General features: G+C 62.0%; 16 protein-coding genes. 1 reads left to right on the top strand and 15 read right to left on the bottom strand.

The genetic code is table 11. The annotated features are described in order from the left end of the window. Positions 1-24: 24 nt before the first annotated feature. The 6 genes from Q1A32_RS23155 to Q1A32_RS23180 form a co-directional block, all read right to left on the bottom strand. Positions 25-1,194: a glycosyltransferase family 2 protein gene (locus Q1A32_RS23155; RefSeq protein WP_299658210.1), complete on the bottom strand. Its 1,170-nt coding sequence runs from the start codon at positions 1,192-1,194 to the stop codon at positions 25-27. Between the two features lie 189 nt (positions 1,195-1,383). Further along, positions 1,384-2,388: a hypothetical protein gene (locus Q1A32_RS23160; protein WP_299658212.1), complete on the bottom strand. Its 1,005-nt coding sequence runs from the start codon at positions 2,386-2,388 to the stop codon at positions 1,384-1,386. 75 nt (positions 2,389-2,463) lie between these two features. Beyond that, entirely contained in the window at positions 2,464-4,347 is a 1,884-nt protein-coding gene (locus Q1A32_RS23165; RefSeq protein ID WP_299658214.1) for an FkbM family methyltransferase, read from the bottom strand. A gap of 2 nt (positions 4,348-4,349) precedes the next feature. Beyond that, entirely contained in the window at positions 4,350-5,312 is a 963-nt protein-coding gene (locus tag Q1A32_RS23170) for a glycosyltransferase family 2 protein (protein WP_299658216.1), read from the bottom strand. Between the two features lie 24 nt (positions 5,313-5,336). Beyond that, entirely contained in the window at positions 5,337-5,876 is a 540-nt protein-coding gene (locus tag Q1A32_RS23175) for a hypothetical protein (protein WP_299615917.1), read from the bottom strand. Positions 5,877-6,007: 131 nt separating this feature from the next. Further along, a complete protein-coding gene (locus Q1A32_RS23180; protein ID WP_299658218.1) occupies positions 6,008-6,907 on the bottom strand; it encodes a Hint domain-containing protein in 900 nt (299 codons plus the stop codon). Between the two features lie 186 nt (positions 6,908-7,093). On the opposite strand from Q1A32_RS23180, the gene Q1A32_RS23185 reads away from it, so the two are divergent. Next, positions 7,094-7,429, top strand: coding sequence for a hypothetical protein (locus Q1A32_RS23185; RefSeq protein ID WP_299658220.1), 336 nt, complete (start codon positions 7,094-7,096; stop codon positions 7,427-7,429). A gap of 36 nt (positions 7,430-7,465) precedes the next feature. Here the strand turns inward: Q1A32_RS23185 and Q1A32_RS23190 are convergent, their stop codons facing one another. From Q1A32_RS23190 to Q1A32_RS23230, 9 genes are all read right to left on the bottom strand, one after another. Continuing rightward, positions 7,466-7,966 carry a GNAT family N-acetyltransferase gene (locus tag Q1A32_RS23190; RefSeq protein WP_299615923.1) on the bottom strand — a complete coding sequence of 167 codons (501 nt, stop codon included), beginning with the start codon at positions 7,964-7,966 and terminating at the stop codon, positions 7,466-7,468. A 75-nt stretch (positions 7,967-8,041) separates the two neighbouring features. Next, a complete protein-coding gene (locus Q1A32_RS23195; protein WP_299658222.1) occupies positions 8,042-8,491 on the bottom strand; it encodes a hypothetical protein in 450 nt (149 codons plus the stop codon). A gap of 62 nt (positions 8,492-8,553) precedes the next feature. Continuing rightward, a complete protein-coding gene (locus Q1A32_RS23200) occupies positions 8,554-9,081 on the bottom strand; it encodes a phage tail protein (RefSeq protein WP_299658224.1) in 528 nt (175 codons plus the stop codon). Positions 9,082-9,257: 176 nt separating this feature from the next. Then, positions 9,258-10,952 carry a glycosyltransferase gene (locus tag Q1A32_RS23205; RefSeq protein WP_299658226.1) on the bottom strand — a complete coding sequence of 565 codons (1,695 nt, stop codon included), beginning with the start codon at positions 10,950-10,952 and terminating at the stop codon, positions 9,258-9,260. Then, positions 10,942-12,189, bottom strand: a complete 1,248-nt coding sequence (locus tag Q1A32_RS23210) for a tetratricopeptide repeat protein (RefSeq protein ID WP_299658228.1) — start codon at positions 12,187-12,189, stop codon at positions 10,942-10,944. Before Q1A32_RS23210 ends, Q1A32_RS23205 begins: the two co-directional genes overlap by 11 nt. 217 nt (positions 12,190-12,406) lie before the next feature. Next, entirely contained in the window at positions 12,407-13,390 is a 984-nt protein-coding gene (gene galE, locus Q1A32_RS23215; protein ID WP_299615934.1) for a UDP-glucose 4-epimerase GalE, read from the bottom strand. A gap of 6 nt (positions 13,391-13,396) precedes the next feature. After that, complete coding sequence (gene galU / locus Q1A32_RS23220; protein ID WP_299615936.1) at positions 13,397-14,293, bottom strand: UTP--glucose-1-phosphate uridylyltransferase GalU; 897 nt, start codon at positions 14,291-14,293, stop codon at positions 13,397-13,399. Positions 14,294-14,503: 210 nt separating this feature from the next. Beyond that, on the bottom strand, positions 14,504-15,373 hold the full coding sequence (locus Q1A32_RS23225) for a sulfotransferase family 2 domain-containing protein (RefSeq protein WP_299658230.1): 870 nt from the start codon (positions 15,371-15,373) through the stop codon (positions 14,504-14,506). A 28-nt stretch (positions 15,374-15,401) separates the two neighbouring features. Further along, a complete protein-coding gene (locus tag Q1A32_RS23230) occupies positions 15,402-16,571 on the bottom strand; it encodes a nucleotide sugar dehydrogenase (RefSeq protein WP_299658232.1) in 1,170 nt (389 codons plus the stop codon). Positions 16,572-16,736 lie beyond the last annotated feature (165 nt).

A 16,736-nucleotide genomic window follows, 5' to 3' on the forward strand; every position in this document is an offset into this window, starting at 1 on the left:
GTGTTCGCCCTTGCCGCGTTCTGTCTATTGTTCGTTGGATGTGTAGAGAAGGGTGGCGCGTATCAGCCTGTCCAGGGTCAGAAGCTTGGCGTTCATGTCCGAACGAAGCTTTTTGACCTCTGCCTCCAGCTTGGCGACCTTTGAGTGCGTGTCGCGCAACCGTTCCCATGACATTGTGTTTTGCTGTGGGCCCGACAGCAGGATCTGGATGAACTGGCCCAGGTCCTGAAACTTGGCGGCCGTCACGAGGCTCCAGCCATAGGTGCCCACGTTGTTCCGCGCCAGGGCCGAGAAGATCGCCTGTTCGCTGTGGTTGCTCATGACATCCACGACCTCGTTGTAAAGGTCCATCCAGAGCGCGCGCGTGATCTTCTTGGAGGTCCACTCGATCTGGGACACGATCCATGTGATCAGGTCGGTCTCGAATTCTTCGTATGTGTCTTGGGCACGCAGCCAGGCCAGCGTGGATTCGTAATGCCGGTAGAAGAACAACAGCTCCCGGCCGTTTGACGCCATGGTCTGCCCGGGCCGATTGACCCGGTGATAGCACATGATCTTGTCCAGAATGGCGATCCGCGACGCCTTGATCGTGGTGAACCAGTGCAGCGGGTTGTCTTCAAAGAAGAAATCCCCCTCCGGAAAGCGCAGCTGATGCGCGTGGATAAAGCTCGCGCGGTAGAGCTTGCGCCAGGGCACCGGCGTGAAGCGCAGGATATGGCGCCGGATCACATCGGGGTTTTCATTGTCCCGGAATTGCTGGTTCAGCAGATCCCATCTGTTGGCATCCGCCGGGTCGATAATGGTCTGGTTCGCCTCGTCGAAATTCTTGTAGTTGACCATGACCGTGTCGGCGTCATCGCGTTCGGCGATCTCCAACATCTTTTCGAGCATATCCGGCTCGTACCAGTCATCCCCGTCCGCAAAGGCAATGTAGTCGCCGGTGCATTGATCCAGCCCCATATTCGCCGGGATGCCGACGCCGCCCGGCGTGTTCTGGGTAAACGAGATGATCCGGGCGTCCGGGACATCCCCAAGCAGGGCCTGCGCGATGCTGAGCGTCTCGTCGGTCGAGGCATCGTCGACAAGGATGATCTCAAGCGGTTGGTGGGTCTGGTTGAGGATGGACGCAATACACTGTTCGATATACGGACCGACATTATAAGTCGTTATAATGACAGATATTTTTTTGTTCATTGTATATCGCACGCGGGGTCAAATGCGTGAATCCTATAGGGCTTTGGCGCATCGTTAACGTATCGTTTCTGAGAGGTCGAGTGTCTTTCACAGTGTGAGCGGCTATACTTCGCGCACGTCACGAACCCGATGAAAAACCAACCAAAAAGGCGTCGGAACAGCCTTGTTGTGATTGATGTGCCCCGGGGCTCAGGCGTTCTTCTTCATCAGCTCTCTGAGCAGGACCGAAACCCGGCTTAGCGTGTGCACGTCCGCCTCTTCCGGCTGGGTGTCGAAATCGCCCGCAGGGCGGGCTGCCTGGCTGACTGGATACGGGTTCTTTTGCTGACCCCAGAATGTCTTGGCCAGCCATGTGTTTTGCGGCGCGAACCGCTCGCGCAGCATCTGGCGCGATGCCAGCGACAGCACCCCGCTGCGTGTGGTCTGGAATTTCTCCTTGTGGTCCTGCACCACTTTCACCAGATCAACGACGAACCCATGATGGCCCTGTTCCTTGGTTAGGTACGGGTTGGACAGCCGCAGATATTCCAGGGCGTCCGGCGGCAGGGACACCTTCTGCAGAATGTCCACGCTCGGGCTTTGCAACCCGGGGGGGACCTGAAGCTCGAGCGCTTTGAAAAACGCGCCGAACAGCTCGCCCGTGCGGGTGGCCTCTTCGAAGCTGTGCACGGTCACGGCAGGGCGCCCAAAGACATCGATCCACTTTTCCAGCATGGGTCTGTTGGCCAGAAAGAACGGGTTCTCCTCGGCCAGGTACTGCGTCAGGGTCCGGGTCTCGCGGGTCGAGAAATCCTTGACGAACTGGTTGTAAAAGCTCTGCACAAAGGTGTCGGGACTGCGCACGAAGCAGACGACCCGGACATCGAAATGCGCCTTGAGATCCGCAAGGCGTTTCGGGGGGATCGAAAAGGCGAACTCTTCTGCGCTGACAATGGCGATCTCGGCTTTGCTGGTGCGAAACTCGTCCATCATCCCGCGCCATTCGGGGATCGCGTCCAGGGCGGCCCCTTTGAAATCCGCGTGACGCAACTGCCAGCACAGCTTGAAATGTGCGTTGTGAATGCGCCCGGATTTTGGATACAGGATCCCCGCCTTCAAAAGACGGTCCGCATTCCGCGCAAGGACGTTCTGGATGTAGGTTGTGCCCGTTTTATGTGTGCCGATGTGCAGCACGAGTGTCTTGCGTTGTGTCATTCTGTGTCCAGCCGTTGCCCCACCGCCTTGCGCCTTCGAAACAAACACCACATTGGGCGCCCGCACTACCGTGAATTACGTGTTGGAAACCGCCTGCATCATCCGGATCATTTCAGGCTGCCAGCGCCAGTCTTCCTGTCGCATCATGCCGTGGGTGACCGGATCGTGCTGCATGTCATGGGCCCGGCGCTCCACCAGAAAGTCGAACCCGTCGATCCCCACGGCGCGCAGCCTGTCCGGGGCAATCACGGTGCCATAGGTCTTCTGCAGGACCGCAACAAATTCGACCGCCGCCTCGACATAGATCGGTTTGAGGTCGTCCCGCAGCCCGGCATAGGACCATTGCATCGTGTTCAGCAGCGACTGGATGACCATGTCGATGTTCGACCAGCTTTCATCGAGGGACCGCAGCAGAATGGTGCGGAACATGTTGAAGCTGTAGAAATGCCGCTCGTCGCCTTGCTTGATGTCCTGCGCGGGGTGCTGACGGTAGTGATAGCTGTGGCCGCGCACATGGGCGAGGGAGCCACAATATTGCGCCACCAGCATCTGAAAGATCTGGTCGTCGAACGCGCGCACATGTTCGGGAAAGTAGATGTTCTTGCGGTCCAGAAAATCGCGCCGATGCACCCGGCGCCAGATCGTGGGCTGCCCCACGGCGATGGCCTCGCCCGAAATCCACATGTAATCATGCGCGCCCAGCCCGTGGTTTCCGGGCGTGTCATAGATATCGGCCTCGTAGCTGGGGTCGCGCCGCTCGGTCCCGTCCGCGTCGACATGCAGGAACTCGAACTCGCCCTCGACCACAAAGGCCCCGGTATAGCGCGCCGTCTCAAGCAGGGCCGTGAACAGGCCCGGGTCCACACGGTCATCGGCATCGATAAAGGCGATATGCGTGGCATCCGACTGGGCCCGCCCGTAATTGCGGGCCGATGCGCAGCCGCCATTGGGCTTGCGCACAAGGCGCACGCGGGCATCGTTGCGATACTGCCCGGCCACCAGATCACCGCAGCCATCGGTCGATCCGTCATCGACGACAATCACCCGGATATCGTCGTTGCCATCGGCCAGAACGCTGTCGATGCAGTCGGTGATGTAGTCCTTGGTGTTATACATCGCGACAACGACATCCAGCCGGGCCTTGCGGGTGGCAAAGTTGTCCTCGTAATCCCGGCGCAGCGCGTGCGCCCCATAGCGCAGGTAATATTCCCGCGCCCCGGCCCCTTCTGCGGGGGTGAACAGGGTCGAGGGGACGTAATCGTAAAGCTGCCCCAGCATGAACCCGACAGGGCAGTCCCGCATCCGCTCCGCAATGGCCGTGACACTGCCCACAACATCCAGCTTGAGCAAGTCAGGGGCCAGCGCAGACAGGGCCGAGACCGGCAGGCAGGGCACCCTCAGCGCGTCCTCCTGATCGGTGTCGGCGGGCAGGGGGGCCAGACGCCGCCCCAGCGCGGTCAGTTGCTGGAAGGGCTGCGGCTGCATGTGATCGGCAAGGGCCGCCGCCCACGCCGCCAACCCGTCGGGGTCGGGGGGCGCAATGTCGGTGTCGGGCATATCAGGATGAAACCCGGCCGTCACACAGATCACATTGCTCAGGGCGTTGGCGGTCGCATTGGCGCGGATCCGCTCTGCGGCGTCGGGGTCCGGCTCAAGGCACAGGACCTGCCAGTCGGGAAAGGCCGCCGCAAAGGCAATGGCAAACCAGCCGTCCCCGGCGCCCACATCCACGCACAGCCCGGCCTTGGGGATCACCCGCGACGCCAGAAAAAACTCATAATCCGAGGTCAGCATCTCCATCTGGCGCGCCGCTTCAGGCGCGTCATCCGCATGGGTCAGCGTGACCGTCGTGCCAAAGACCTGATACGTGGTCTGCGCGGTCACAGGCTCAGAAACAGCTACGGGAGCGGCCTTTGGGGCCTCTTTCTTGGGGGCGGGTGTCGTATCGGTCTCGGACATGCTCACCTCACACGCTCTCTGGCATAGTGCATCAACCCGTCGCGTTCGCCCCGCGGGTCCGGGGTTGACGGATCAATGACCAGATACAGACGGTTCACGGATTTCAGGCTTTGCCCCAGGGCCACCTTGTAGGCGGGTTTGTGATAGGTGGGGATGGTGTCTTCGCACCAGCGCAACAGGCGCAGCGCCCCGATGGACAGCGCCCCCCTGATCCGCGGATGGGCGAAATCGGGATGCCGTTCAAACAGCTGAAACGCCACGCGGGCGGTGCCGATGATGTCGAACCGGCTCAGCCCGTTCGACGCGGTCAGCTGGGGCCGCAACTGGCGCTGAAAATAGGTAAAGCTGCGCGACGGCAAGATCTCCACCGATCGGGCATGGGCGATGGCGGCGCTGTGAAACAGGATGTCTTCAAAGAAGTGGTCATTGGGAAAGCGCAGGGCACCGCGTTCGATCAGGGCGCGGGCAATGAACTTGTTGGCCGATTGCGGCTCGCAACTCATGGCCCAGGCCTTGCGGTCTGCCAGGGTCATCTCGCCCTTGGCCGCGGCGGCCTCGTACCCGTCCATGGCGCTTTCATCCAGAAACGGGGCCAGCGGGCTGCGCTCTCCGGAGAACACGCCGCGCACGATGATCAGCTCGGGCGCGCTTGCCTCAATGGCCGCCGCGACATCGGCCAGCGCCCAGGGCGCACGCACATCGTCGGCATCCAGAAAGCAGATGTAATCCCCCGTGGCATGATGCAGCGCCCGGTTCCGAGCCGAGGACAGCCCGTCATTGGATTGTTCCAGCAACATGATCCGCGGATCATCAAAGCCCGCCAGCACCGCCTTTGTCTCGGGGCCGGACCCGTCATCGACCAACAGCAGCTCGAAATCGGTATGGGTCTGATGCAGCAGCGAATTGACAGATTGAACAAGAATGTCCCTGTCGTCGAAAGTGGTCATGATGCATGAAAATTTCATGGGGATCCTTGCACATACGACACGTCAGCGCGTTCCGGCAGCGGACAGGTCAAACAGGGTCAGACTGTGCTCATCGCTGGACAGGAACAGCTGCAGATCGACGCGCTCGATATTGGCCATCCGGTTCGGGGACAGCTCAAACACGCAGCCGGACGTGGTTTTTTCAGACGTCACGGCCAGCGGCGTGGTGGCAAACAGATCGTGAAACTTGTCGGAGGTGAACAGGCGCACGGCAGGCACGATTTCAACAGGGATGTTCGAAGACGCGGTGGCCTGCACATAGATACGGCGGCAGTCGCGCCACCCATCGCCCTTCAACGTGACCGAGATTTCGGCCCATTCATAAGGCCCGTTCGTTTCCCTGGTCTCAAGATGCAGCGCCCCGTCTGTCCTGAAAGACAGAACCCCGCTGACATCGCCGATGCCGACACGCAGCCCCGGTGTAATGACAGCCACGGATTCGGTGCTGCCATCGGCGTCCAGATCATTCAGGGACATCACATAATTGGGGTGCACACCACACCTTTCGATGGCTTGTGAAAGCAGCGCAATACACCGGCCCATGGCATGTGCCAAGTCGTCAGATCATCCTGCAGCGGGACCATGGCTGCAGGTGGTCGTCACAAGGGGCACGAAGACCCGGACAGGCGCCGTGGCCTGTCCGGGTCGGGTTCACGCCCCAAGGGCAGCTGCCGTCAGGCCGCTTGGTGTTCTGCCAGCCGTGCGCGGATCGCCGGCGGCACCAGACGTGCAGCCGAAACGCGGGGCAGGTTCATCTCCGGGATGGTCCGCACGTCGCCATAGAGCTCAACAAATTCCGCGTAGTTGTGGAAGTTGCTGCGGCCCAGATAGTCGATATAGGTCTCGGTGGCGGTGCCTTCGGCCAGGATCAGGTCGTGGTTTTCTGTTTCCACGTGATAGACCGTGTAGCTGCCGTCGAATTCCGACAGGGGCACCCAGGTGATTGTGCTGTCGTTGACCAGGGCGCTGGCGTTGATCAGCATGCCGTCAATATGCAGCGCATGGTCGCCGGTCAGGGTCAGATCCCGCTTGGGCAGACCATTGCCCAGTGCACCGGCCTGAACACGGACAGGCATCAGACGCTCTGGCGGCTGGAAGGCGCAGACCACTTTCTGCCAACCGACCCAGCGCACGGGAACGGTGGTGCCGTCTGCGGTCAGGACTTCGTCACCGATGGCCAGCTCTTCAACCGCTTTTTCACCATCCGGTGTCGCGATGCGGGTGCCGGTCAGGAAGCATTCAGTCAGATGCGACGCCTGGGCAAAATTCAGATTGCCTGGAAGAGTGTCCGAGTCGAAACCCGCAGGCGTCACGACATAGACTTCACCATTGTTGATCGTCGCACCGCTGTTGTCGGCTGAAAAGATCGGATATTCGGTGCCGTTGATGTTGAGTGTCCCGACAAAGGTGCCCTGACCATCGGAAAACAGGTTGCCATCATTGTCAAACACGGCTTCGCCGACGCTGAACGTTGTGTCGACGGCATTGTCCGAGATGGCTTCTCCCGGATCAACATCCGCACCAAATAGCACCCCATCGAAGTAAAGATGCGCTGTGCCCTCATATGTGGCCATGTCGTATTCCTTTCAAATGCCGGACACCGGCTTGGGTAAGGTAAATTTGCCATTAATGTTTAGGGTATTGCCCTTGTGCTGTCGAGCGTATTTGAGTTGTCCCGCAGGCCAAGACACGGCAATACCTCTCTTTTTCGCAACACTGCATGGGCAGTTTTGGCAAACATATGCCGATTGGAACACAGAATGACATTCGACCCGATGACCGCAGCCCCCCAGGATTTCGATGCTTATGTCGGTGACAGGTTCGAGGTTCGGGCTGAAACAGGGCCGGTGACGCTCATGCTGGACAACGTCAAGATATTCGAAGGCTCGACCATACGCGACAATATCGTCGTGATCGACGATGCCGAAATTCCCCCGCGCAAGGCGTTTGCCCTGACATTCGAGGGCCCGGTGCAGCCCGTGCTGGCCAGCACGGTTTACGCCATGACGCATCCGGCACTTGGGGACATGGATTTGTTCCTGTCCCCGTTCCGGCAAGACAGGGACTGCATGCTTTACGAGGCCGTGTTCAACTAGGGTCGGGACCCTGCGCCGCACAGGCGCCGTGACGCCTCAAACCTCGCGTGGGCCGGTGTGCGGGCGCCATTCCAGTGCCAGATGCTGGCCCTGATCATCCGTCTGCGTGAACCCGTGACGCAGGTAAAGCCGCAGCGCCGGGTTGGTCTTTTCGACCATCAACCGCACGGGCACCTTGCCCCCATGGGCTTCGTTCAAAAGGCTGCGCAGGATGTCGGTGCCAATGCCGCGGCCCTGATAGCCGGGCGCCAGCGTCAGCTCGATGATCCGCAGGTTGTCGTCCTGACGGTCCACATAAAGCCGTCCGATATCCACCCCGTCCAAAGTGATGATCCGGCGGATCGCATTGGGATAGACCCGTTGGTAATGCAGGTCCTGCGCCTCGAACTGGCCTTTGAGAAAATCCGCCTTTTCATCGTCCTTCCAGACGGTCAGCTGAAATTCCCAGTCCCGGGTGCTGGCATAGAGCGCCTCCAGAAACGCACGGTCCGCGTCGTGGATGATACGAAAAGACACCTGTCCGCGGCCGTCGCGCATGGCGGGCTCCCTGAGTGTTGGCATAAAAAACGCCCCGCCGAAAAAGAGGCGAGGCGTTTCAAAAAGCAAGGCTGATCAGTTCAGCACGATCTCGATCACGTTGGATCCGTCCCGGCGCGGAACCGGCCCGGCCATGACATCTGCGCGGCCAAGACCCGTCGCCCCAACCCGGTACAGCCTGTGTCCGGCTTCGGCGAGGGGGGCAATGTCGGGGCCGTCAAAAACCGCGACAACCCCTTCGGTCCGGGGCAGGTGGGCCGGGCGATCCGCGCCGCTGTCCACGGCCGAGACCTCGATCAGACGCATCACCGTGCTGTGGCCATCCTCGTCCTGAAATCGGAACCGCTGACCGACATGGGCCGACAGTTCGGCAGCCCCCGAGGTGATCCAGTTGAACGGACCCACGGGGGTGACAGCCTCGACGGCGGCAGGGGTGGCTGCGACCGCGGGCATTGCGGCCATGGCGGCCCCGGCGGCGTTCATCGCCACGAAGCCGCGTCTGCTGATGCAGTTCTTGGTGCTCATGAGGGCACTCCTTTCTGTGGACGCCCCCTTGTCCTTGAACAAAGGGCCGCCTGTTCACGGGATCAGCTGCGCGACGGGAAGATGCCGACCAGTGCGATCTGGTAGTTCAGAACAAGGAAGGGCTGCATGTTGTCGACCGCCTGTCCGCCCCCGGTGTTGGACACAGCGATCGCATCCGACGACAGGGTCCGATCGGGAACAGGGCTTGGCGCCGCATAGAACTGGCCCGAGCCCAGCATGTTGTCGGTCGCGTTGCTTTGATCGGCCGGTGTGATTTCTGCACGCAGGCTGGCGGTGTGGCTGTGCGCCGGCATGTTTGCCACAGTCATCGTTGTGGTTTCTGCCCCGCCAGCCTGGCCAATTTGCCTCGGCGTCAATCCGGGACCATTGCCCATGCCGACGGCCACGCGCCCGGACAGGTTCGGCAGGCCGAATGTGGTGCGCCCGTCCCCGCCAAAGTTGGTTCCCAGCAGCGAAAACAGCGCCGTGTTTTGCGAGATTGGGAGCAACTGGCCCTGACACAAGGCAAAGCCACGCGCTGCAAAGTTGTAACCTACAAGATAGATCTGTCCGATAAACGGTTCTGACATGGGGGGTTCCTTTTTCGTCCTTCAGGAATGACTTTTCGAAATTGTACGAAGCTCAAACAAAATACGCTTTTTCCGGAGAACACGGCGGCTGAACCGCGGGTGGAGTCCGGATACAAGATTCAACTTGGCGGCGATATCTTGCCCGGTCAAGCGCTAATGGTTTTGACCCACCGCAGTCAGTTATGTGCCGTATGGGCCAGCGTCTGAAGTGCAGAAACCACGCGCCCCGTCGTGCGGAAAGTGCCTGTGTGCCAGTAGCTTGCAGTGGTTTTGTAGGGCAGCTTCACATGGGGCAGCGTATGGAGAAACATGTGGGATTGCGGCAGCATGGTCGTGTCGCGGCGTGCATCCTGCGGATGTGCCAGCATGTGCCAGGCCACGGCGCGTGTCAGCAGCCCCGGACCCGTCTTTGACCATGTGCTGTCATTGTCCCGTCCGATCAGGGCCGCCTTTGCCATGGTGATGGCCTGACCGATGGCGGGATGTCCGGGCGGCGCGCAGATCAGGTTGTTGGCCAATGCGCCAAAGGGTTCGCGGAACACGATCAACCCCGGCCCCTTGGCGACAATATCATCGGGATGGCCGGTCAGCATGTCATCGGCATCCGCATAGATGCCGCCCTGCCGGTAGAGCACGCACAGGCGCAGGAAATCGCTTTCCTCGGCGACGTGGCGGGCCACCTCGAAGGCGCGCGCATGTGCGGCGTCATAGGCCTCGGTCAGCCACGCGATGGCGCGCGCCCTGTCAAAGCGCTCATAGCGCCAGCCCGGCGCATCCGCCCAGGTTTGCATGACCCCGTGGATTGCATCGGGCACCTTGGCGGTGTTCCAGTACTGAAAGATATGCCGGGGCGTGAAATGCGGCGCGGTATGTTCGCCGGACCCGGCTGCTTGCGTGTCCCACATGTTCAGGACGTCGTTGGCCGCCTGAAAATTGCTGGCGGCAAGGTCGGGGCCGGGATGCGGCTCTGCCTGATGTTGCAGGGATATCCGGTACAGGCGCAGCTCATTGAGCCGCGCGCCAAAAAGTGTCGTGCCGAAATGCGCGCGCTTCCTGCTGGCGTGGCGTGGATTGGTCTGGATGGCCGTGGCGGTGCGTTCTGCATCCTCCAACCGGTTCAGGACACAGAACAGCTGCAGCAGCGTCGTGTCATCGGGCGGCCTTTGACCGGCTGCGATCCCGGCCTCGATCAGCGTCACCACCTCTTCCGGCCGCCCCAGGGCCAAAAGCAGTTTCATGCGCAGGTCCTCAAGCGCCTGCACATTCTTTGCCCCGCGGTGACTGTCGAGCCATGCCAGCCCCGCATCCGGAAGACCGGCCTGGATAAAGGACTGTGTCAGCGTGGTCAGAACCGGAAGCGCATTTGGCCAGCGCCGGGCACTCAGGCGCAGATAGCGGATCGCCAATTGCTTGCGCCCGTTGTCGATCAGAAGCTGTGCCAGATCCGCCGCTGCACGGGGGCTGCGCTGGCCTGTGCGGATCTCCAGCGTCCGCTCCAGTGCGGCCTGCGGCCCCTTTCGCATCCGCGCGGCCATGATCCGAAAGGGGGGCTGCAGGGCCGGGGCCATACGGGCGCACAAGGCGTCCTCGGTGCGCTCGGCCAGCGCTTCGTTCTCGGCCACATGGGCGATGCGCAGCACCACCTTGGCCAGGGGCATGTCGATCAGCGACCGGGTCTCGACATGCGCGATGGCCGCAGACATCAGGTCCGGCTGATCCGACGTTTCCGCCACTTTGATGAACTGTCTCAGCTGTGCGTTGTTCAATGTGCCCAACCGGTCCGCAAGCCACGCCGAGACGACGGCCGCCTCGGCCATCCTGCCCGCCCTGAGATAGAGGCTGAGCAGTGCCAGCGCGCGATCAGCCGTCATGACCGGTCTTCTTGAACACGTTCTGCTGCATCAGGGGATCCTGCTCCAGCAGCGCAATGGCAGTGTCGATGTCCCCAAGGGCCTCGGCGATTTTGGCGCGCTCGCGCCGGGCCGGCCAGTTGGCGGCCTCAACGGACAGGACCTGCGCATAAAGCGCATCCGCCGTCTCCAGGTCGCCAAGGGTGCGATGCAGGTTTGCCAGTGCAAGCGTGGTGGGGATGTGGTCCGGCTCCGCCTCCTGCAGCACCCCGAGGATGTCCAGCGCCTCCTGCGGGCGGCCCACGGCCTGCAGCACATGGGCCTGCCTGCGCCGCAAAAGGGGGCTGCGGGGGCCATGGGTCCGCCCCGCCTCGCACAGATCAAGGGCCGCGTCATGGTCGCCGCGCGCAAGGGCGGCATCGATCTGTCCCACCAGCGCGCCTTCATGTCCGGGCTCAAGCTCAAGGAGCTTGGCATAAAGCGCATCCGCCGCCTCCAGATCGCCAAGGGCGCGCTGCAGGTTTGCCAGCGTCAGAAGGATCGGGACGCGCTTGGGATGCGCCGCGTGCAGGGCCTCAAGGATATCCAGCGCCTCCTGACGGCGGCCCACGGCCTGCAACACATGGGCCTGCCTGCGCCGCAACAGGATGCTTCTGGGGCGCAGGACCTGCCCCGCCTCGCACATCTCAAGGGCCGCATCATGGTCGCCGCGCGCAAGGGCGATGTCGATCTGCCCCACCAGCCCGCCCTCATGGCCGGGCTCAAGATCAAGGATCTGCGCATAAAGCGCCTCCGCCGCCTCCAGATCGCCAAAGGCGCGCCGCAGGTTTGCCAGCGGCAGAAGGGTCGGCACGTGGGTCGGGTGTGCCTCGTGCAGCACCACAAGCATGTCCAGCGCCTCCGCACGGCGGTCCAGCGCCTGCAGCACATGCGCCTTCTTGCCCTGCAACAGGGCACTTTTGGGCCGCAGGCCAAGGGCCGCATCACACAGCCCAAGGGCGGCCTCATGGTCGCCGCGCGCAATCTCGGCATCGATCTGGCCGGCCAGCGCCTCTTCGTGCTTGGGGGCGACGGTCAGCACCTGCGCATAAAGCGTGCCGGCCATGTCCAGATCGCCAAGGGCGCGCGCCGCCGTGCCAAGCGCCATGCGCACCGGCACCGACCTTGCATCGGTGGCCGAGGCGGCAGGCAGCGCGTTCAGCACCTGCCAAAGGGCGCTGCGGGTGTCCGCATATGTGGCTGATCCGGGGGTGTTCATGCAGATCCTCGCTGAAAATCAGGGGCAGGCCGCTGTCCTGCGCCGATCCCGTCCGTGGCCAGCATCTGAAACAGGGGGGCCGGGCCGCCCCGAGTGTTAATCCATCGACGCGGTGCTTTCCATCCCGGACACCTTTGCCCGGCCCGCCCGACCCAAAGCGTCATAATGTGGATTATGTGAAATATATTCCCATGACCTGTTGCCATGACCGTCAACGCTACTTCTCGTAAGCGCCTGTCCGGTGCCAGGTCCATGCATCCTCGATCATCTGGCGCATGTTGGAGCGATCCGGCGACCAGCCCAACGACTGCGCGGCGCGGGACGAGCCCGACACCAGCTTGGTGGCGTCTCCGGCCCGCCGCGGGCCATGGGTATGGGGCACGTCCTTGTTGGTCACCGCACTTGAGGCATCGATGACCTCGCGCACCGAAAACCCGTCTCCGGTGCCCAGATTGAACACCTCGCTGCCCTTGCCGTCTTGCAGCCACTTCAGACCCAGCACATGGGCGTCTACCAGATCGCACACATGGACATAGTCGCGAATGCAGGTGCCATCGGGCGTGTCATAGTCGGTGCCGTGGATGGTCAGGGCATCGCGGGTGCCGTCGATGGCCTCCAGCATGACCGGGATCAGATGGGTCTCGGGGCGGTGATGTTCACCCACCTCGCCTTCGGGATCAGCCCCCGCCACGTTGAAATAGCGAAAGATCACGTGGTTGAGGCCATAGGCCGCCTCAAAGTCGCGCAGGATGTTTTCGACCGCGCGCTTGGAGGCGCCATAGGCGTTCAGCGGCTCTTGCGGGGTCTGTTCGTCCAGCACGACATTGTCATGCTCGCCATAGGTGGCGCAGGTCGATGAAAAGACGAAGTTCATGCAGCCCGCCGCCACCGCCGCTTCGATCAGGGTCAGCGAGCCGCCCACATTGTTGCGCCAGTAAAGCCCCGGTTCGGACATCGCCTCTCCGACCTGGCTGAGGGCTGCAAAATGCATGACAGCCACCGGCTTCCAGGTGGCAAACACCGCGTCCAGCCGGGCCCGGTCCGACAGGTCGCCCTGTTCGAAGGGGCCGAACTTGACGGCATCCTGCCAGCCCGTGACGAGGTTGTCGTATGTGACAGGCACATAGCCTGCCGCCTTGAGCGCCTTGCAGGCGTGGCTGCCGATATAGCCCGCCCCCCCGGTCACCAGAACATGTGTCAAAGGGCCTTACTCCGCCGCGTTTCGGTAGGCCAGCATGCTTTCCAGATACTCATGCAGCTCATCACGCAATTCAGCGCGCGCCAGACCAAAGGCCACGGTGGCTTGCAGGAACCCGGACTTGGACCCGCAATCAAAGCGCTGCCCCTGAAAGCGGTAGCCATAGACGCCGGCCCTGTCCTCGCCAATCTCTGCGGCGATGGCATCGGTCAGCTGGATTTCACCGCCCGCCCCCGATTTCAGCTTGTTGAGGGTGCGCAGCACGCTTGGGTTCAGGATGTACCGGCCAATGACGGCAAGGTTCGATGGGGCGTCTTCCTGCGCAGGCTTTTCCACCATGCCCTTGACCGACGCGACAGCGCCCATGTCCTGATCAATGTCCAGAATGCCATAGCTCGAGGTCTGGTCGGGGCGCACCTCCATGGCGGCCACCATGTTGCCCCCGGTCTCGGCATAGGCGTCGACCATCTGCCCAAGGCAGGGTCGTTCCGCCGCGATCACATCGTCGGGCAGGATGACGGCAAAGGGTTCATTGCCGATCAGGCGGCGCGCGCACCAGACCGCGTGGCCCAGGCCAAGGGCCTTGTGCTGGCGCATATAGGCAACCTCGCCCGAGTCCATATTGGTGTTCTTGAGGATCTCCAGAAGCGCGTCCTTGCCCTTCTTGCGCAGCTCGTTTTCCAACTGCGGGGCATGGTCGAAATAGTCCTCCAGCGCACCCTTGCCGCGCGAGGTGACAAAGATGAATTCCTTGATCCCCGCCGCGCGGGCTTCGTCCACCGCGTATTGGATCAAGGGCTTGTCCACCAAGGTCATAATCTCCTTGGGAACGGATTTTGTAGCAGGCAGAAAGCGGGTGCCAAGGCCCGCCACTGGGAAGATGGCTTTGGTAACTTTACGGTTCATGGCAGCCTCAACAATAACCAGAAATACGGCCAATGCCTCTCATATGCACCTATGGATATCAACCCACGATGACGGCGGCGCGGCGCATCTCTGCCTATGAAACAGGCGCTGCCCAAAATTTGGATTTCCAGCCCTGAAAGCCCGCGGACCACGTCCCGACCCGCCCCCGCCCCGCCCCGTCGACAGGCGCTCACGCGCCGTCCTTGCGCGTCAATCGGGCCCGGGCAGCGGGGACGCGTATTCAAATGCCTCATAATCGGGGGCGAAAATCTCGGCACAGTGGCGGCGGGCGGCGGGCGAACAAAACACCGATATATCCATATCCGCCTGAGGGTTTTTCCGATATTCCGCCCCCCGTGGCGCAGCACCCAGCTGCGCTGACAGCGCTTTGAAATAGGCGGGCACATCCTCCATCCGACCGATCAGCGTGGGGCGGTAGACCTCGGGCTTGATAAAGGCCGTCTGCGGGCGCCAATGCCCGTTCAGCCTGTCCACGCCACTGGCGTCCATCTGCCAGGCAAGGAAGGCCAGAAACCGCTCAAACCCCTGCACCGTGTCGGTGTGTCGGTCCCAGTCAAAGCCCACGGCCGCATCCATCTCGAACCGCTCGCGGGCAAACCAGCGCGCCTTGAGGTGGTGCGACTTGCAGATGTACCGAAAGCCCGAGATCGCCCGCTCAAGCGGGTCGCGCACAACGCAGATGCGCTGCTCCAGTTGCGGCAGCGCCAGAAGATCCGGCATCGACAGCCCCTGATGCAGGGCCCGGCCAAAGATGCCGTGTTCGGGCAGCGTATGGATCGCGGCATCCGGGTTGATGTCGTGCAGCGGCGTCAGGTCCGCGGTCAGGGGATGGCCAAACTCCGCCTCGTAAAGCGCATGCAGCGTCGAGGTGGACGCGCTTTTGCCGACCGAGATGAAGCTCCAGCGCAGCGAGGGGGGCAGGATGATCTGAAACAGGAACTGCCCTGCCGCATCCTTGTCGGGGAACGCCTCCGGAGAGGCCCGCTGCGTGGCCTTGACCGCCTTCTTGCGCCGCCCCGCACCTGCGGGTTTGAAAGGGCGAAAGGGGGGCTTTGGCATCCGGGGCGACCTCACTTGGCTCGAAAGGTCAATTTACCCCAAACAGATCCCGCGTGAACACCTTGTCTTCGACATCGGCCAGTTCCGGCGTCCTGCGGTTGGCCACGATGACGTCGGCCTGCTGTTTGAACGTCTCGAGATCATGCAGCACCTCCGATCCAAAGAAATCCGCGTCCTCAAGGGCGGGCTCATAGACGATGACATCGACACCCTTGGCCTTGATCCGCTTCATGATGCCCTGGACCGAGCTTTGGCGGAAATTGTCCGAGTCCGATTTCATCACCAGACGGTGGATGCCCACCACCTTGGGCGCGCGGGCGAGGATCTGTTCGGCCACGAAATCCTTGCGGGTGCGGTTGGCGTCGACAATCGCGCGGATCATGTTTTGCGGCACGTTGGCATAGTTCGCCAGCAACTGCTTGCTGTCCTTGGGCAAGCAATAGCCGCCATAGCCGAAGGACGGGTTGTTGTAGTGATCACCCACGCGCGGATCCAGACACACCCCGTCGATGATCTGGCGCGACTTGAGACCATTGGCCAGCGCGTAGCTGTCAAGCTCGTTGAAATAGGCCACGCGCATGGCCAGGAACGTGTTGGCAAACAGCTTGATCGCTTCGGCCTCGGACGCGTCGGTGAACAGCATCGGCACATCCTCGTCCTCGGCCCCCTGCGCCAGCAGCTCGGCAAACCGGCGCCCCCGCGCGCTGTCCTCGCCCACCACGATGCGCGACGGGTGCAGGTTGTCGTAAAGCGCCTGCCCCTCGCGCAGGAACTCGGGGCTGAAGATCACCTGATCCGTGTTCAGCTCTGCACTGATGCGATCCGTGAAGCCCACCGGGATGGTCGACTTGACCACGATGGTGGCCTGCGGATTGACCGCAATGGTCTGGGAGATCACCGCCTCGACGCTTGAAGTGTCAAAGAAGTTGGTGGTCGGATCGTAATTGGTGGGGGTGGCGACAATCACGAACTCCGCATCGCGGTAGGCCGCCGCGCCGTCCAGCGTCGCGGTCAGGTCCAGCGGCTTTTCCGCCAGAAACTGCTCCAGCTCCGGGTCGATGATCGGGCATTTGCGGTTCTTCAAAAGGTCCACCCGCTCCGGGTCCAGATCCACGGCCACCACGCTGTTGTGCTGCGACAGCAAGACCGCGTTTGACAGGCCGACATAGCCAATACCGGCAACTGCAATTTTCGTCATGACGGCCCGTCTCCAATTGAACACCTGTTGCCCGCTGCATAGCTCAGCGCCGCCGGGTGGGCCATAGGTTTCCAGATGCAGCAAAATGGCGCCCCCTCACGGGGCATCACAACAGACGCGATTGCGGGTGACACTCCGGGTGCGGGGCGCTAGAGCTTGCGCTCA

This window comes from uncultured Tateyamaria sp. (genome assembly GCF_947503415.1).
GTDB lineage: Bacteria > Pseudomonadota > Alphaproteobacteria > Rhodobacterales > Rhodobacteraceae > Tateyamaria.

Bases quoted from the DNA above. Each gene is read 5' to 3' on its own strand.
- Q1A32_RS23155 (WP_299658210.1), bottom strand. From the start codon at position 1,194: ATGAACAAAAAAATATCTGTCATTATAACGACTTATAATGTCGGTCCG.
- Q1A32_RS23185 (WP_299658220.1), top strand. From the start codon at position 7,094: ATGACATTCGACCCGATGACCGCAGCCCCCCAGGATTTCGATGCTTAT.
- Q1A32_RS23210 (WP_299658228.1), bottom strand. From the start codon at position 12,189: ATGAACACCCCCGGATCAGCCACATATGCGGACACCCGCAGCGCCCTT.
- Q1A32_RS23175 (WP_299615917.1), bottom strand. From the start codon at position 5,876: ATGGGCCGGTGTATTGCGCTGCTTTCACAAGCCATCGAAAGGTGTGGT.
- Q1A32_RS23225 (WP_299658230.1), bottom strand. From the start codon at position 15,373: ATGCCAAAGCCCCCCTTTCGCCCTTTCAAACCCGCAGGTGCGGGGCGG.
- Q1A32_RS23205 (WP_299658226.1), bottom strand. From the start codon at position 10,952: ATGACGGCTGATCGCGCGCTGGCACTGCTCAGCCTCTATCTCAGGGCG.
- Q1A32_RS23165 (WP_299658214.1), bottom strand. From the start codon at position 4,347: ATGTCCGAGACCGATACGACACCCGCCCCCAAGAAAGAGGCCCCAAAG.
- Q1A32_RS23195 (WP_299658222.1), bottom strand. From the start codon at position 8,491: ATGAGCACCAAGAACTGCATCAGCAGACGCGGCTTCGTGGCGATGAAC.
- Q1A32_RS23180 (WP_299658218.1), bottom strand. From the start codon at position 6,907: ATGGCCACATATGAGGGCACAGCGCATCTTTACTTCGATGGGGTGCTA.
- Q1A32_RS23230 (WP_299658232.1), bottom strand. From the start codon at position 16,571: ATGACGAAAATTGCAGTTGCCGGTATTGGCTATGTCGGCCTGTCAAAC.
- galU (WP_299615936.1), bottom strand. From the start codon at position 14,293: ATGAACCGTAAAGTTACCAAAGCCATCTTCCCAGTGGCGGGCCTTGGC.
- Q1A32_RS23160 (WP_299658212.1), bottom strand. From the start codon at position 2,388: ATGACACAACGCAAGACACTCGTGCTGCACATCGGCACACATAAAACG.
- Q1A32_RS23170 (WP_299658216.1), bottom strand. From the start codon at position 5,312: ATGAAATTTTCATGCATCATGACCACTTTCGACGACAGGGACATTCTT.
- Q1A32_RS23190 (WP_299615923.1), bottom strand. From the start codon at position 7,966: ATGCGCGACGGCCGCGGACAGGTGTCTTTTCGTATCATCCACGACGCG.
- Q1A32_RS23200 (WP_299658224.1), bottom strand. From the start codon at position 9,081: ATGTCAGAACCGTTTATCGGACAGATCTATCTTGTAGGTTACAACTTT.